The organism is Candidatus Endolissoclinum faulkneri L5 (assembly GCF_000510265.1).
Lineage (GTDB): Bacteria > Pseudomonadota > Alphaproteobacteria > Thalassobaculales > Thalassobaculaceae > Thalassobaculum > Thalassobaculum faulkneri_A.
Genome location: NZ_CP006745.1, coordinates 245,173 through 263,836, shown reverse-complemented (window position 1 = coordinate 263,836; position 18,664 = coordinate 245,173). Strand labels below are relative to the sequence as shown.

At 32.8% G+C, this 18,664-nt stretch carries 6 protein-coding genes and 2 pseudogenes; all 8 read right to left on the bottom strand.

Annotation, left to right across the window (positions count from 1 at the left end; genetic code table 11):
* Nucleotides 1–2,026: 2,026 nt before the first annotated feature.
* Nucleotides 2,027–2,095: pseudogene (locus P856_RS04535) on the bottom strand (hypothetical protein); the annotation flags it as partial.
* A gap of 782 nt (nt 2,096–2,877) precedes the next feature.
* The gene (greA, locus tag P856_RS00860) at nt 2,878–3,351 is read right to left on the bottom strand and encodes a transcription elongation factor GreA (protein WP_025300294.1); all 474 of its coding nucleotides are present in this window, start codon (nt 3,349–3,351) and stop codon (nt 2,878–2,880) included.
* A 128-nt stretch (nt 3,352–3,479) separates the two neighbouring features.
* Nucleotides 3,480–6,737 (bottom strand): carbamoyl-phosphate synthase large subunit, encoded by a 3,258-nt coding sequence (carB, locus tag P856_RS00855; RefSeq protein WP_025300293.1) that lies wholly within the window; start codon nt 6,735–6,737, stop codon nt 3,480–3,482.
* Between the two features lie 876 nt (nt 6,738–7,613).
* Nucleotides 7,614–8,777, bottom strand: coding sequence for a glutamine-hydrolyzing carbamoyl-phosphate synthase small subunit (gene carA / locus P856_RS00850; RefSeq protein ID WP_044214830.1), 1,164 nt, complete (start codon nt 8,775–8,777; stop codon nt 7,614–7,616).
* Nucleotides 8,778–10,978: 2,201 nt separating this feature from the next.
* A complete protein-coding gene (hisI, locus tag P856_RS00845; RefSeq protein ID WP_025300291.1) occupies nt 10,979–11,401 on the bottom strand; it encodes a phosphoribosyl-AMP cyclohydrolase in 423 nt (140 codons plus the stop codon).
* Between the two features lie 1,870 nt (nt 11,402–13,271).
* Nucleotides 13,272–13,757, bottom strand: a complete 486-nt coding sequence (locus P856_RS00840; protein ID WP_025300290.1) for a peroxiredoxin — start codon at nt 13,755–13,757, stop codon at nt 13,272–13,274.
* Nucleotides 13,758–13,840: 83 nt separating this feature from the next.
* The gene (locus P856_RS00835; RefSeq protein WP_025300289.1) at nt 13,841–15,955 is read right to left on the bottom strand and encodes a protein-disulfide reductase DsbD family protein; all 2,115 of its coding nucleotides are present in this window, start codon (nt 15,953–15,955) and stop codon (nt 13,841–13,843) included.
* A 1,150-nt stretch (nt 15,956–17,105) separates the two neighbouring features.
* A pseudogene (gene tldD, locus P856_RS04110) lies at nt 17,106–18,536 on the bottom strand (metalloprotease TldD).
* Between the last annotated feature and the right edge of the window lie 128 nt (nt 18,537–18,664).

Genomic DNA, 18,664 nt, shown 5'->3' with positions numbered 1-18,664 from the left:
CTAGTGTGTCAATAAACTAACAATAATAAATCAACTATTTTAATTTATAAACTACTAAATTATATTTAGCAAAGTCATTATATAGCTCGAAAACTAAATATCCTTTAAATTAATATTTATTTAAAATTATTGACTAAATGAGAACTGTATTAGAAAAATTAAATACAAAAAAAAAAATAATAAATTAAAAATCTTCAAAATATTGGCAGATTTTGCCAGAAAAACTTCTTAAGAGCATATTAAATATTTTTTAATTAATTTTGTTCCTTGATTGCAAATAAATATTAATATTTTATGTAACAGAGCTACTTAAAGAATAATACAAATTAAAGTGATACCTCTTAAAGTTTATGTTTTACTTTTTAAAAGTATTAGCAGTTAATTTTTGAATACCATTCGTATAATGAATTATTTTTCTGATAATTTATTGACACCTTCGATACTTTTGTTAAGTATGGCAACAACAATAAAATATTTACTTCACTTAAAAATTTTAAGTTTATCCTTAATTAATATAGATTAATAGCTAATTTATAGTATTAATCTATATTAATTATTATCCAATCATATCTTATTCACTGTAAACTTGTACATTGCTATGAAATGTTAATTCCATCTCCCCATAAATAGCGCACTTCTCTCAAAAAAAAATCTAGCTAACTTAATGAGCTGAAAGTAAGTTATATTCTATTATTTACTCCAAATAATGTATACTCATTGATGTAATTAAGCTCCAGTAAAATTGTTAATTATCAGTTTAAATTAAATAATTAAATCACATGTATACTGCTTTTCTACATTAGAAATAAATATAATCGAGGATTAAATTTTTGCTAACCTAATATAAAATCCATTATTAGTAAATTACCGCTTTAAAAAAGCATAATTTCAATTAATTAAAACATCAACAAGTCAACAACAATAATACTTTGAAGAATACTGTATAACTTATATGTAGAGTAAGTATGCACTTAATAAATACTCATCGAGTGTAATAATATTCGGTTATATTAACCCTACACAATATCTAACTTTATTAAAGAATAATATAAATACATAATAGAAGGCATAAAATTAGCGTTCTAATTATATTTTATTCTAAATCAAAGCAAAAAAGTTTTTCTATCTTTAAACTAACTTTATAGCTAATACACAAATTGGCATCATAAGAAAATACATAATCTTTGTTAAATTTTACTTTAAGCACTAAAGAATACTTGGTCCACCGTTTATCTTTTCTTATATCAAATTGAATTAATATAATTAATCATATGGTTATACATGATTAATTATATTAATTTATTAACAATCTAATATAGCAAACGCAAAAAACCTTATAAATTGTCAGTAATTGAATAATTAACAATGGAATAACCGCCGACATTAGCAGAATAAGTAAATAGTTTTATAATTAATTATTTAGAATTATCTTTTATAAAAGAAGACCTCAAAATAATTTGGCTGTTAATTACTATAATAATAGTATAATTAAAAAGAAATTTAATAAAATAAACACCTAGATTATATAAATAACTAATAATAATTCAAATATTATAAATAATATTTTATCCAACTAAATAATACACAAGTAATTATAAATTGAAAACTATATAATTAGATAATCGCAATATTTTTCTTTAATGCCATTTTCACGTAGAAAGATAAATTTAGATACATTCTTCTATAATTCATACTCTCATACAATTATCTAAAGTTTATTTAGCTCTTTTATTAAAAAGTAGAGCAAAACATTATTTAAATAAGAGCTATATCTACAACAAGCGAGCAATGTAACTACGATTAAAAATCGTATCTCAGTGTTAAAAATAATGCAAATCAATAGAGCGTTTTAATAATAGTGGTCAATGTATTACTTTAGAAGTTTGTATTAAGGGTCCAAATTAAAGTTTGTGCTCTTCGGCGAAGATTTAGTTTAAAGCTACCGCTTGATAATATTTGTAAGTTTTAGCTAGAAGATGAATCTAGCTTTCTCATATTCTAAAAAGGGATGAACTAGCCAACAGCTTTAGTAATTTTTTATTGGCATTTCCTTCTGTCGCACATGGTCCTCCAGCTGATCTCGCTCAATTTTACCAAGAGCAAAATAGCAAACAGACGGATGAGAGAAATATCAAGCAAAAACTGATGTGATTGGCTACGTAACAAATTGATTTTAGTTAACACTTAGAGTCTAGATAGAATGATACCAGGCGCTAAGTAGATACCTTGGTTAAGCTTCTAGCGATTAAAATGTTCGTTAGATAGATCCGCATTAGCTGCACAACTACAAAATTTGGCTAAAAAATAAGTTACTCTCTCTCATATAAGAGCTCAAGCAACAACTCAAATAGCCCAGCTAGTGCCTTTAAGAGAATAAAATTGTACACATATGCAATGTCCTCGAAATTTTTAGATTTTTTTGAATTTCTTTGCCAGCAGTAACAATAAAATCATTCCAATCAATTATCGTCACTGAATGAGAAAAGTCCTTAAAAATAGATAGCATATTAATTTCATTAAAAATAATGAAAAAATCTGTATACATATCAGTAGTAATTCATCGAAATTATATATTATAACCGATGAATTACTTTTGTTTAATAGATTTAAAAAGTCAATAATGAATCTTTCATATTGGTACATGCTCGTTATTTATTTGTTGTTCATTAGATATTCACCCTTTTAATAATTATCTAATTTGCTCTAAGAGCAGAAAAATCCATGGATACATAAAAATAAATATTTTAATACTGAAAATAATCTCACTCAAAATAGCTTGATTATATTTCAATTTATAGTCAAAGCTAGAAGGCAATAAAGGGTAAAAACTTACGCTAAGATTTTTAAAATAATTGTTTATCACGTAGTCAGATTGCACTAAGCAATTGCAATAGATATAATGTTAAATACTTTCGCGCCATTCGGTGTTGTTACTTCTACAGATTCTCCAACTCGCTTACCGATCAAAGCACGCGCAATAGGAGAAGCAGTTGATATAAAACCTCGAGAAATATCAGCTTCATATGGCCCAACAATCTTGTAGCTAGTCACCTCGTTTGTTTCTTCATCAACGATCTCAACAATTACTCCGAAAGTAACAGTCTCACCTTTTAACTTCCTTATATCAATCACCTCACAACGACTAATTATATCTTCAAGTTCTGCAAGACGACCTTCTATGAAACTTTGACGATCTCTTGCGGCATAGTACTCAGCATTTTCAGAAAGATCACCATGCCCTCTGGCTTCAGCGATCGCCTTAACTACCGCAGGACGCTCTACAAACTTTAAATTCTTTAATTCATCCCTCAAACGAATATAACCTTCTGAGGTCATTGGCACCTTTTCCATTGACTTATCAACCTATTATAAAATAATTTTTATTACTCCTTAAACAAGCCAAAAAAAGGCTTAATACAAACTAAAAACCACGATTCTATTATTTCTTCTTACTCCTCTTACTCAGTTTTATAAGATAATTAGAAAAATTTGTTGAGATAATTTTGAATCGGATTTACCTCAAGATTCCCATCTCGCATTGCGGCTATTGCACGAACAGCAGCACTAGCACCTTCCACAGTTGTATAATATGGAATATTGTACGTTAAAGCGGTCTGACGTAAGCTAAAACTATCACGGATTGCCTGTGCGCCTTCGGTAGTATTTATTACTAAATCAACATGACCAGAAAGCATTTTATCAACAATATGCGGTCTTCCTTCGAGAACTTTCTTTACACAATAACTATCAATACCAGCATTTTTTAGAGCGTAAGCTGTGCCTGTGGTCGCTATAATAGTAAAACCAAGATCCTTTAACGAAGTAGATATTTGTAAAATTGCCATCTTATCAGAATCTTTTACGGAAACAAATACCGTCCCGTTAGATGGCAAAATAATACCAGCGGCAAGTTGCGACTTAGCAAAAGCACGATCAAAGCTATTATCAATACCCATCACTTCACCGGTTGATTTCATTTCTGGTCCAAGAATAATGTCAGTATCTGGAAAACGCGAGAAAGGAAAAACCGCTTCTTTCACAGCTACATGCTTGGGATCATTAGTTGGCAAAGTAAAAGCAGTCAGCTTTTCACCAGCCATTACCCGACTCGCTATTTTAGCTATCGGTACACCAGTAGCCTTAGCTACGAATGGAACAGTTCGTGAAGCTCGAGGGTTTACCTCCAAGATAAATACCTCGTCTTCACGCACAGCAAATTGCACATTCATCAATCCAACAACATTCAAACCCTTAGCTAGCATGGTAGCCTGACGCTTGACCTCTTTAATTAGGCTCTTTTTCAGAGAGATAGGCGGTAAAGAGCATGCGCTATCTCCTGAATGAATTCCAGCTTCCTCAATATGCTCCATAACACCAGCGATGAAGACTTCATTACCATCAGCAACAGCGTCAACGTCAATTTCAATAGCGTTACGCAAAAAACTATCGATTAGCACCGGATTATTACCTGATGCTAATACAGCCTTATTCATGTAACGACGCAAACCCTCTGCTTCATGCACAATCTCCATGGCTCTACCGCCTAACACATAGGATGGGCGAATCACTAACCTATAACCAATCTGATCAGCAATCTTTTCTGCTTGTTCTGTAGAAGTAGCAATTCCGTTAGCAGGATGCCGTAAATCCAAGCGACGTAGTAATTTCTGGAAGCGATCACGATCTTCAGCTAAATCAATTGCATCCGGTGATGTGCCTAGAATGGGTATCTGTGCCTTTTCCAACGCAGCAGCTAGCTTTAAAGGAGTCTGGCCACCAAATTGCACAACACAGCCAATAACTTTTCCCTTAGACTGTTCAATATTAACCACCTCGATCACATCTTCCGCTGTTAACGGTTCGAAATATAGTCGGTCAGCAGTATCGTAATCAGTAGAGACTGTTTCAGGGTTGCAATTTATCATTATAGTTTCAAATCCAGCTTCTGACAAGGCATAAGCCGCATGAACACAGCAATAGTCAAATTCAATACCTTGACCTATCCGATTGGGACCACTACCAAGGATGATAATTTTCTTAGAACAGTTTGGATCAGACTCATTATTTGAGGCATTAGCACCAATATTGATTTCATAAGTAGAATACAGGTAAGGAGTATATGATGAAATTTCGGCTGAACAAGTATCAATCCTCTTAAAAACCGGATGCACAGCAAAACTGCGGCGCCGAGCAGCGATCACATCCTCTTCGTTGCCAGAGATCTGACCAATCCTAGCGTCAGAAAAACCCATTGATTTGATTTTTTGCCAGCCTGCAGCGTCAGAAGGTAATCCTTCGATTTCGATTGCACGCTCAGCAGCAATTATTTCAGCAATTCTGTTTAAAAACCATGGATCGATGCAACAAGCCCTATGTACTTCATCTACTGATATTCCCAAACGTAATGCCTGAGCCACATTCAAAAGCCGATCAGCCGTCGGCTGAGACAATTGAGAAGTAATTGTTTGGCAATCTACCGTTTCTCCTGAAGCTCCCTTCAGCTCTATCGGTTCAAGACCACTAAGACCCGTATCCAAGCTACGCAAAGCCTTTTGCAAACTTTCTTGAAAAGTCCGCCCTATAGCAACAACTTCTCCTACCGACTTCATAGAAGTCGTTAAATTAGAATCGCTACCTGGAAACTTTTCAAAAGTAAATCGTGGAATCTTAGTAACAACATAGTCAACAGTTGGCTCAAAACTAGCTGGAATATTCCCAATAATATCATTATTTAGTTCATCCAAAGTATATCCAACAGCAAGCTTAGCGGCAATCTTAGCAATAGGAAAGCCAGTAGCTTTTGAAGCTAAAGCAGACGAACGTGATACACGTGGATTCATTTCAATGACAACTTGACGACCAGTCACTGGATCAACAGCAAATTGTACATTTGAACCGCCAGTATCCACCCCTATACAACGCAGAACAGCAATAGAAGCATTACGCATACGCTGATATTCTTTATCACTTAGCGTTAAAGCTGGAGCAACAGTGATACTATCACCTGTATGAACTCCCATCGGATCAACGTTTTCTATAGAGCATATAACCATACAATTATCTGCCTTGTCGCGAACCACCTCCATTTCAAATTCTTTCCACCCCAATACACTTTCTTCAATAAGCACTTCGTTAACTGGCGATAGACGAATACCATTACGAACAATTTGCTCAAATTCCTCAAGATTATAAGCAATACCACCACCTTGTCCACCTAAGGTATAAGAAGGACGAATAATTACTGGCAGCCCCACATGGTCAATTACCGAAGCTGCCTCAGCAAAGTCTTTAATTAGACAAGAACGTGGCGTTTCTAGGCCAATGCCAGTCATTGCCTCGCAAAATCGTTGCCGATTTTCTGCCTTTTCAATAGCTGCTAAGTCAGCACCTATCAGTTGAATACCAAACTTTTCCAGTGTTCCGTCATGGAATAAGGCGCGGGCAGTGTTCAAAGCAGTTTGACCGCCCATAGTTGGTAACAAAGCGTCTGGACGCTCACGCTCAATTACTTTAGCAACTACTTTTGGATTAATTGGCTCTATGTAAGTAGCGTCAGCTATATCAGGATCAGTCATAATAGTAGCTGGATTTGAGTTTACCAATACTACCCGATATCCTTCATTTTTCAACGCTTTACAAGCCTGAGTACCAGAATAGTCAAACTCGCAAGCTTGACCAATAACAATCGGCCCAGCGCCAATAATTAAAATTGATGAGATATTTGTATTTTTTGGCATATTAGAAAATTTCTAAATTATTTTAGAAACTATTGAGCTATATCATTCAAGCGTACATTGTGATCTTAGCAAATTTTATTCGGTTATATGTATCAATAAATATTACTGTTAAAAATAAACACAGAATGTATATTACTTTATTGAACTACTTTTGGCAAAATTAAAAATATTAATGGTATAATAGCTTATTATATTTTGCAATAATTATAATTGCATTGTGTGCGAGTGTTTAAGTAATCCTAGCTCTAATTAAAAATAAATTATTTAATTAGAGCTAGGATTATCAAGATTAAGTTTTAAGGCAAGCATGACTTCATATCTAATTATTTAAGTAAGTATAATATGATAGTACGGCAATTATTTACTTATTTTGTAGTAATAATTAAGCTGTAACCAATCGATTATAAAGTAAAAGTAAATTTAACGAATGTTAAATATCATAGTAATTTAAGTATTTTCATTAAAAAATATTTGAAATTCTTCTAAACAGTGCTAATGTAATCAGCTCATATTTTTATTTACTATTGTAAATAATGAGATAATTTTCTAATTAAAAAGAGTATGCAATAACCGACACTATGTACTTATCGTCTCTACAGTAGAATAATTAAAATGTTTACAAATCCGTTTTTATATATTCTACCTTTTAATTTTACTTAATAATTTACTACTAAAAATAGATTTAAACTATTTTTAAAACTTCATACTCTGAGTCATTATTTAAATTAAATATTAATTATCTAGGGTATCAAATAATCCATTTAAATTTTATTAAGTTGCATTAATAGTCATAACTTTTAATAAACTAATCTACTATAGCAGCAGACAAAGCAAATAAATTATTTCATTAAATAAAATTAAAGCTTTGTATATATTTTACCCGCTCATTGCTTTTAAAAAATTAGTAAATAGATAATGGCTATCCGTTGGACCTGGTGAAGCTTCGGGATGATACTGCACACTAAAGATCGGCTTATTATCTACTTTAATTCCCTCTATAGAAGTATCAAACAATGAGCAATGAGTAATAGTCAAACCATCTGGCAAGCTATTCTCTACAACAACAAAACCATGATTTTGAGTCGTGATCTCTACTTTGCCAGTTTCTAAATATTTAACAGGATGATTCGACCCGCGATGCCCAATGTTCATCCTTACAGTCTTAGCTCCTAACGCTAATGCTAAAAGCTGATGCCCAAGACAAATCCCAAATATAGGCTTATCACTCTCTATAAGTTTTTTTATTTCTGGTACAGCGTAAACACCCGTAATTGCCGGATCGCCCGGTCCATTGGTTAAAAATACCCCGTCTGGGCTATAACTAAAAATTTCCTCAGCTGTTGCATTGGCCGATACTACTGTAACTCTACAACATATGGCTGCAAGGTTACGCAACATATTGCGTTTAGCGCCATAATCTATAGCGACTACGTGTTTCTTTGGTGCAGTCATTTTACCATAACCTTCTCGGGACCCATCTTTAGCAAAATTCCAAAGAGTAGTATTCCAGGAATAATTGTTCCTGCATGTCACTTTCTCAACAAGATCAATATCTTTCATGCATGAGCATTCAATAATTTGCTTTTTCAGTGAATCAAGGTTAAATTTTCCGTCATAATCAACGCATAAAGCGCCATATATGATACCATGATCTCGAATACGTCTAGTTAGCCATCGCGTATCAACCCGAGAAATGCATGGTAAATTATGGAACTTTAACCAGTCACTGAAAGTATGCTCAGCACGGTAGTTAGAAAAATCTGTGATATCTGCACGCAGCACACAACCAATGGCTGCCGGTGAAGCCGTTTCATAATCATTGACGTTAGTACCAACATTTCCCACGTGCGGAAACGTAAAGATAATGATTTGATCAGCATAAGATGGATCAGTAATTATCTCCTGGTATCCTGTCATCGATGTATTGAAAACAATCTCGCCTACTCTTGTTACATTAGCCCCAAATCCGCGACCAAAAATCGTCGTCCCATCCGCTAAAATTAGCACCGCCGTTGCTTCATACGAAATAACGTTAGTCATGATTATCGATGTTCTCCTATAATTCAGCTATTACTCAAATCAAACTGCATATAATCTCAATAAAGGATAATTATTTTAAAAGATTATGAATTATAAAAGTAAATTAAAAATTATAATTTTATTATAAATATTCACTAAAAGTTAAAAAGATATTTTTGTAAAATTTAATACTTATTAAAAAGTATGCTTAAAGAAAAAATAAATTATCATATTTATACTACATAAAATTTATTCCTGTGTATAGTAAGTATTTACCTACAAATTATTCATCAAACATAATATACATCCTAATAAAAGCATGAGACAACAAATAAACCAAAAGTTTGCTTAAGTTAAAACAAAATCAAATAATTATTGCTAAATCTAAGCACCAAGATAAAAATATTAGTTATTTATATAGAATAAATAAATTCATCCTAAAAAATCAAAATAATACTTCTTATGCAGATTAATAACCAATTTAAAGCAAATAAATTGACCGAATGGTTGATAGAACCAATAAAAATTACTGATCTATGGCGCAATCATATATAAAATCATTTTTCAAAAGGCAGCACTGCTAATATAAGTTCTTCAAACTATCAAAAACTCATTTAATTATTCATCAAGAATTAGTAAAACTAATAGCCAATAATTGATGACTTTAAATAATTTTATATACAATTTATCTTTATTTGCGCGCAGAAATATAGGATTTATAATCATCCGCTATGCTTGTATTAATAATTAAGAACAATAAAAAACTATCTTTTAGGATTGCAATATAAAAAACAGGATTATCTAAGAATAGATCAATATGCGTTTTATTATAAACAAGGATTGCTTTAGAACTTAAAAGAAATCTAAATAACAATAATAAGGTTGCATGAGCAAACATAAACATCACTTCTTCTTGCGCTGATACTAATAATCATATATAATTTAAGTATCAAAACAGTATGCTGCTCGATAATAGGCAAAAAGCAATGGCATCAAGCCTATAACTAGTAACGAAATGACTGTAAAATTGCTAGTTCTCTGTTTTTACAGAGAAATACAGCTGAATGAATACTAAACTATAAAAATTATTTAGTGAATTTATTGTGGTGAAAACGCAAACTGCATATCTATAAAGTGTTGATAACAATAAGTATATTGCTGAACGCCCACAAGCATGATATGCGCAAAAAAAATTAATATATATAAAATCATATTAATCTAGTCGTTACTTAAGCTAAATAACACAACACAAATCCAGCAAACTACGACCAATCTTGTTAAGAAAAATTAAAGCAATACTTTGGCGCAAGTAAAACGGTAACTCTCTAGCGGCCCTCCTACTTTTAAAGCCAAATAATTAATCTAATCGATAATTAAGACTACTATTTCCTTATACGGGGAATTATTTAGCTTTATCTACTTTGCGCTTATATGCAAAAATACAAAATTTTGCCAACTATCTCATCAATCTGCGATATAAAGTTCGCCACTACTATTATTACTAATGGTACAAATGTATAATAAGTATATACTTATTCACCACATAGCAAACTGCAGAAACCTGTCGCTAACAAGCGTTAGATTACTAGATTTAGTATAGAGTTAATTCATTTATACCTAGCAAGAGGAATACACTAAAGCACATTAAGTGTATTCCAAAATACCTGCAGTTTAGGTAATAAGCAAAAAATTTTACTTTCGTAAAAAAATTATTTATAGCGTAAGCGAATACCGTAAGATTTATTTATTAGATTAGATAAAAAGCTTAGTTATCAGTAATGGAAATAAGATAATTATTTTAATAAATTCTTAATCAAGGTGTATATGTTTAACTAAAACCCGGACAAGCTTTTATAATCAATTATGTAATAAATTTTAGACAACAGTAAAAATTATCATCATATTAAACATTAAACCATCATTCAATGAATAATAAAAAAATTTTAACAAAAACAAAAATTAAACAATAAAATCCAGTCACGCTTGTAAAGCAACCAATCAATAAAAATACTAAATCTTTTATCAATCCAATCAGTGCTAGAGGTACAATAGCAATTTGTTTAATATAAATAACTACTCCTCCATATTTGAACCTACCATCATATAAATGTCACTTGACAAGATAACTCACTAAATTGATAAATTTAAGCAATTAACATAATCAAACTACTAGCCTTAAAATTACCCTATACTATAATTAGCAAATTTAATTATGCTAAGAATTAAGTGCTAATCTTATCTCTGTTTTCTACCTTCTCGAGAGTTAAACCTCCATCACCCTTAACAACCTTACGATAAAAGCAACTCATATATCCCAAGTGACAAGCTCCTAAACCGATTTGCTCAACTAACAACAACACTGTATCCTGATCGCAATCAAGACGAACTTCTTTCACTAACTGTATATGACCGCTGCTCTCACCCTTTAGCCAAATCTTCTTACGTGAACGCGAATAGTAATGCGCATTACCAGTTAATATACTTAAAGATAATGCTCTCTCATCCATCCAAGCCATCATTAGCAACTTACTGGTCTTGACATCGATTGCTATAGCAGGGATTAGCCCATCCGTCTTAAATTTTGGAGCAAACTTATTAGTTTTGTCAACGTTGCTGCTTTCATTAGATTTAGCAAATTTAGGCATAAATCATTTATCTTTGGCAGTTAAACCAATTTTTCTATAGTAAAGCGCATAGTAAAATTATATATTTGCAACAATAAGAATATATTTTTTTGTTAACCATAAATAAAATTATCTTTAAAGCTATAATCTAATTACAATCTTGTATTTTCGTTACTACGACTAACCGACTAAAAGTTCTTACTTATAAGTTTAATATACCATAGCATTGTTTATTATATAATGGATAGATCCCTGTAATCAACAATTTTAATGTTAGCATAAGCACTTAGCGGCTTACTATATAATAGCTTAATGATATTTTTATTAATACAGAGCTTAAGCGTGCTGGCAATCTTGGATTGCAAGTATCGTAATTAGATTTGCGCAATACATACACCGATTAATCAATCTATTGGAGGATATAGAAATTTATCTATTTGCCGCAACAATTAATTTATCGATAATCTAGACCTATTTTAGCTTTTAATAGTTTTTTTTATTCATTTGCTTAGCTGAATTAACAAACCCAAAAATAACTTCAGCATTACAAAACATAGTTTTGTAATATCTCAAGCAAATTTCTAGGGAAAATAAAAAGCTTAAGAAGTAGTATTATTGATAGGGTAAACATCTATATTTTATATCAATAGACGCTATTTAAGCAACGTTTATATACAATAATATCCTCTCATTAAAATTTACTTCTTGCGTATTGCTTAAAATACGCATATTATTTTATTGTAGACTTATTGAAGTAATAAATCAACGATTAGTGCAAATAGTTTAGAATCATTTACTTTTTCGATATTATTTTTTCTAATGAGGCTGGATGATATTTGGCTAATTAAAGCTTCTTCGTGCTATATATCAATACTCTACAAATCTTTAATTAGCTTTTATCGTAATATGTTAGACGAATGTTACTAGCAGTAAGTTTGTAAATTTTACTCGAATAGTTACAACTATTCTGATTAGAAATTTTTCTTGGGATCTTACTGGTGATAGAGCTATTTTTAATAGTAAAAATCAGATTTATACTTATATAAATAGACATCATGTATGATTATTAGGATTAAGTGTAATAAATCAATAAATGATTATTTCTTTTCTTTAACTTATGGGTAATGTCTTTCTTAGGTTAATTAAATTTGTATTGTTTTACTTATTAGACTAAGTAAGATTAGTAAATATAGAATAACATATAAGGCGAAAGCGATCTCATGCTTGATCTATCTTTAATAGATAGCTTACTGTCTCTGATAATTGAAGCGTTAATCAACTGCTTGTATGAAAAAATAAAAAAACGTTATATTTTTAAAATTTTAATAAAAAATTAGAACACAAATAAACAATTTGTTAAACAAATTAACTAGAAAAACAAACTAATTAAAAATTACCAATAGCTGTCAAAACATACAATAAAATCCACATTTCACGAACTTTACTTCAGGCATAATTTGAACCGGAAAAGCAAACAGTAAAATAAGTACTAAAAATTATATATTTCCTCGAGAAGCAATAACAACATAGCCAATATTAATCGATCATTTGATGCAAAAGCGCAGAAATTAATATATTTGAAAATATGAGTAGTGTACATAAAAAAATAAAACAGTTATATTTCAAGCGATAATGCTCCCTTATATCAAGGCATTGCGTCTGAATTAATTCAAACCGCTGTTTATTTAGTTAGATTAGATGTTATTACACTTTAAAAAACACCCTAATAAGATATTTTAAGCAGAAAATCCCACTAAAGCTAATTAGCATACGCGTTCTTTAGATTTCGTACTACTTTTAATTGCTCAGTTACTCTAAGCACCAAAGTACAAAACAAAATTCCTATCATATAAAAAAGAAAACAAAAACTCCAGTATCGTTGTAATTAACTCTAATTAAGGTGTTTTAGTACGTTCTCAGCGCTTGAAACTTGATAACTACCCATAGGATCAATAAAAAGATGAGTCACAACACCGTCATTAAGCACCATTGCATAACGTTGAGAACGTATCCCAAGGCCAAGGTCAGTTAAGTCAATCTCCATACCAATCTTTTTAGTAAACTCAGCCGATCCATCAGCAAGCATCATAATCTTTTCATTAATACACTGAACCTCTCCCCATGCATACATCACAAAGGGATCATTCACAGCTAAACAAGCTATTGTAGCTATGCCACATGCCTTTAAATTATCAATATTTCGTATAAAACTCGGTAAATGCTTATCGGAACAAGTTGGAGTGAAGGCGCCAGGAACAGCAAATATAATCACTCTCTTATTAGCAAGCAAAGTTACCTTGTCAACATTTACAATCCCGTTTGCTGCCTTGTGCTGTAAATTAATATCCGGAAGTTTTTCACCAATAGCAATAGTCATTGTTCTCTCTCGCAACAATTCAATTCATCATAATAAACTTCTATCCAAATCCAAAACAACAACAGCCTTAATATGCACAAAATCTAATCTGATTTCAAGCCTGAAGCTTGATCAATCGCTTTCTTTATAGCTGAAGCTGAAAGCAATTCTGGCAAAAGAATACCTCCCGGAGCTAATGAGCCATACACAGCATTAAAAGGAATCCCATAACGCCCAAAAGAAGCAAGATATTCGGCAATCTTAGGATCGGATTTGCTCCAATCGGCTTCCATAGCTATCACCCTACGATGAGTTAACAAGCTAAGTATTGGATCGACTTCAATAATAAGCGACTTATTAACCTTGCAACCAAGACACCAGTCGGCAGTCACGTTAACAAAAACTAATAAGCCATCTTTCACTAGTCGATCAATCTCAGATAAATTAAATGGCTTCCAATGAATTAAATTTCTAGTATACGTAAGGCTATCAAAAGATTCCTTTGCAATATTCTTTGGAGCAGGCAATACACTGACTAGTGCAGGTATCATTACTAACAACACAAAAGCAAATGAGGTGGAATGTTTAGAATCAAAAAAGTAGTGTAGTAAAGCAAACAATAAGATAGCGGTAATAAGCAAAGTACTAATTACGAATGTCCAGATTTGTTCAATATGGCCTGCTAGCACGCTTAATAACCATACGATAGTAGCTAATAATCCTAAAGCAAGAATGCGCCTAAAAACAATCAGCCATATTCCAGGACGCGGAAAAATATAAGCAATCGATGGGATAGCGGAGACTAATAGATAAGGTAATGCCAATCCGATCCCGATAAATAAAAAGATAAATAAGATCTCTACTATTCTACCCTGTGCTAAGGCAAAACCTACAGCAGTGCCTAGAAATGGCACTGAGCATGGGGTAGCCAATAAGGCAGCAAAAATCCCCGTAAAAAAATTTTTTATCAAACTAATACGGCAATGTGTCTTTTGCGTCCCAGTATTCTCGTCTAGTTTTGCTAAAAAGCGGGGTACAGTAAACTCAAACCATCCCCACAAATTAACCGCGAATAATAACAAAATACTTATCATACTAGCCAAAAACAATGGCTGCTGAAAATGTATACCCCAACCAACAGTCAATCCAATTATTTTTAACCCAACCAGTAATCCTCCAAAGAAGATAAATAAGATTATTATCCCCCCTGCTGAAGCTAAAAATCCAAGACGAATTTCTCTACGCTCAGCTCCTGAGCATTGCAGGAGTGCAAATAATTTTAGAGAAATAACAGGCAAAACGCATGGCATAAAATTCAGAAGCAAACCGCCAAGCAATGCTGCACCTAGCACTCTCCAAAAGCTATTAGACATAGAACCGGAAGTGACAATTACATTCCGCTCCACAAAGCGATCGCCTTCCGTTATAGTTAGGCGAAGATTAGATCCTACTAACTGAATATTGTTTTTAATTTTTACTGGAAAATGAACTGTAGCTACCTTAGCACTATGAGATAACACAATATTTGGCTTACCGTAATATACACCATTAGGCCCTTCAGGAAATATATCTAACTTTTTAATTGGTTGGATTGAGTTAACAGTTACTGTCAATGTAGGAATTGGATTATCGGCAAAGGCTTGCACCGATAAAACCTCTAAGCCAATACTAGGCATGTCTCGCGGTACTCGTGCAAGCCATCGATTAAGCAAATAAGTAAATCTCGTTGAACTTGCTAACACGTTCGGTAAATTAAGAAAAAGCGTATTTTCAATGGGCATACATATCTTATTGCAAACAAGCGCTTTAACATGTGCCTTCAATTTTAATGGCGCCATTTCATTCGTCAAATGGACTATAATCGGGTAAACTACATGATCCTTATAGCCAAAAGTTTCCAAACCAAAAAAACTAAAGCGTTGTGGTAATGGATAAAGAATCTCGCTACCCGTTAAATTATCAGAACCTTCCCAAGTTACTTTTGGGGGATAGCCTACCTCTCCAGACGAACGCCAATAAACTTTCCAACCAGAAGCAAGCCGAAACTCCAAACCAAGAATAATCTCTAAACGCCCTTGGGTCCCAGACAAGGAGGAAATTAAGCGAATATCAGCAAATTCATTATGCACCCATGGAGAAAGAGGCTCAGCTGCTTTGCTCTCACAAGCTATCACTAGCGATGTAAATGAAATAATCAGCTGAAAAAAAATAAATCTCATTCAAGGTAGTTTAGGCTAAATCAAAAATTACTTAATTATAACCAAGTAAGCAAATCTCCAAAAACAGCTTAGGATATTTGATATCCATATTTCTTTCTTTAAATATTACTTACATAAAAATATTACTTACATAAAGATAAATTTTATTTGTTTGAGTATACGTTTTTAATCTTAGAACATAGTACAAACTACGAATATACCCATATAGTTATTATGAAATGGAGATAATTTAGTATGTAAAACCATATTTGCTGTTATTTTACATATAAGAGAAAAACTTAATGCATACAAAAAAGCTAAAATTTACATGATTTAAGAAAATTTAATTCATCAAGTTAAAAACACTTAAGCAAAATTTGTAGTTTTATAACTTATTTACCTTGTAAAACTTATTGTATTACTATTTGAAGTAAGCATTTAAGCACACTAATCAACAAGGATTAATTGACTACAGTAATAAATCGTTCGTAGGATATACTACTTAAAGTATTTAAGTATTACTTAAAGTATTAAAGTTTTTGACTAAAGGAAAATTAGTAACAATTTCGCCGGTATAATCAAAACGACTTAAAGGCTAACTAGCAAATTTTGTTTGTATTTTTATTCGAACAACCAACTAGAATGATACTGTTAAACTATCAATGTCAACAAAATCGCACAAGATTACCAAAAGGATTCCAAAATCAATTAAGCAAAGAATTTAGTAAGACTAAATAAACATATGTTTTTATTGCCATGCTGTTATATAAAGGAAAAGTATAAAATTATATGTACACGTATATATCGCACAAACGTACTAAAGACTTAATACGCAGAGCATGTACAGCAAATCAAGACAGATAGGATAAACGTCTTTCTGTAAAGATTAACTATCTTTTTAGATTATGATAGATAAAGCACAGCAGGAAAACTACAATAAACCAAGCAGAGTTTTTTTAATTAATGAAATATGACAGATCGATTGAAGCAGAAACCAACTTATAAACACTTATTGAAGTTTGCCTATACGCAAATAATAATTATCACAGATAAATTCTGCTAATATTTAGTGAATAAATTTAATCAATCGCACTAAAAGTCTAAAATACTACTTAAGTTAATATTTAATTCAAAATTTGATTTACCCAAAAAAAAAGAATAGCTGTAAATTTTAATTTACTGTTCCGCCTACTAGCACTATCGTTTTTAAGGTTGGCTGTCCAACACCGACCGGAATACCCTGACCATACTTACCGCAAGTTCCGATACCTTCATCAAATTTCATGTCATTAGCAATCATGGTAATCTTACCCATAAGATCTGGCCCATTACCAATCAAGGTAGCCCCTTTAACAGCATGACCAATTTTACCGTTTTCTAGTTGATAAGCCTCATTCATTGAAAATACAAACTTGCCAGAGGTAATATCAACCGATCCCCCAGCGAAATTTACAGCATAGATTCCACGCTTTACCGATCTCAATATTTCCTCTGGCTCTAAACTACCAGCTGCCATATAGGTATTAGTCATTCTCGGTATTGGTGGATAAGCATGTGACTGACGACGTCCATTTCCTGTAGTCGGAACACCCATAAGCCGCGCGTTTTGGCGATCATGCATATAACCAACCAGTATTCCTTCATCAATTAATACGTTATGCCTAGATGAAGTACCTTCGTCGTCTACGGCAATTGATCCACGCCGATCAGGCAGGGTACCGTCATCAATCACAGTTACACTCTTAGATGCTACTTGCTGGCCAAGCATACCAGAATAGGCTGATGTATTCTTACGATTAAAGTCACCTTCTAATCCGTGTCCAACCGCCTCATGCAACATAACACCCGGCCAACCTGGGCCAAGAACTACTTCCATGTCACCAGCTGGTGCCTCAATTGCATCAAGATCAACCAATGCAATACGCAGGGCCTCATTAGTAGCATATTTCCAACTATCTGAAGTAATATAGCGATCGAAAGTCATTCGCCCACCACAACCGTAATATCCGCATCCCATCTTCTTTCCATCACCAACTACAATCTGAACATTAATACGCACCAAAGGACGAACATCCGCAATATGCTGACCGCCAGTACGTATAATCTGTACAGCTTGCCATGAGCCTACAAGAGTAGCTGAGACCTGGCACACCCGCGAATCTTGGGATCTAGCATAGGCATCAATATCTTTCAGGATGTTGATTTTTATTTCCGTAGAAAAGCCATGCAACGGATTGTCAGAAATATAAAGGGCTTTATTATCAACTATAGGACCAAGATGCATCCTACCATTATGGCCAGCATGAACGGCGCGCACAACCTTAGCGGCACGTTTGATACTACCTTCTGAAAGTTCAGCTGCATGAGCAAAAGCTCTAGCTTCCCCAACTATAGCGCGCAAACCAAAACCCTGATTAATATCAAAATTAGCAATCTTCAGTCAGCCATCATCGAAAGTGAGGCTTTCAATCTCACTATATTCTAAGAATAATTCACCATCATCAGCCCCCCTGAGTGCATCGTTCACCATATCCTGTGTACGAGTCTTATTTAGGCCAGCTTTATTAAAAAATAACTCATCAGTTAAGGCCATGTTGGACACTGCGCCACTCCTAAAATAAAATTAATTTCGTATTTAAAAGTATCAACTAAAGTAACATCTGAGACCCAAAGACGTATTTTACATAATTTACATTTAGACACTATTCACAAAATGCACACCACCGTTAA

Bases quoted from the DNA above. Each gene is read 5' to 3' on its own strand.
- P856_RS00840 (WP_025300290.1), bottom strand. From the start codon at position 13,757: ATGACTATTGCTATTGGTGAAAAACTTCCGGATATTAATTTACAGCAC.
- carB (WP_025300293.1), bottom strand. From the start codon at position 6,737: ATGCCAAAAAATACAAATATCTCATCAATTTTAATTATTGGCGCTGGG.
- greA (WP_025300294.1), bottom strand. From the start codon at position 3,351: ATGGAAAAGGTGCCAATGACCTCAGAAGGTTATATTCGTTTGAGGGAT.
- hisI (WP_025300291.1), bottom strand. From the start codon at position 11,401: ATGCCTAAATTTGCTAAATCTAATGAAAGCAGCAACGTTGACAAAACT.
- P856_RS00835 (WP_025300289.1), bottom strand. From the start codon at position 15,955: ATGAGATTTATTTTTTTTCAGCTGATTATTTCATTTACATCGCTAGTG.
- carA (WP_044214830.1), bottom strand. From the start codon at position 8,777: ATGACTAACGTTATTTCGTATGAAGCAACGGCGGTGCTAATTTTAGCG.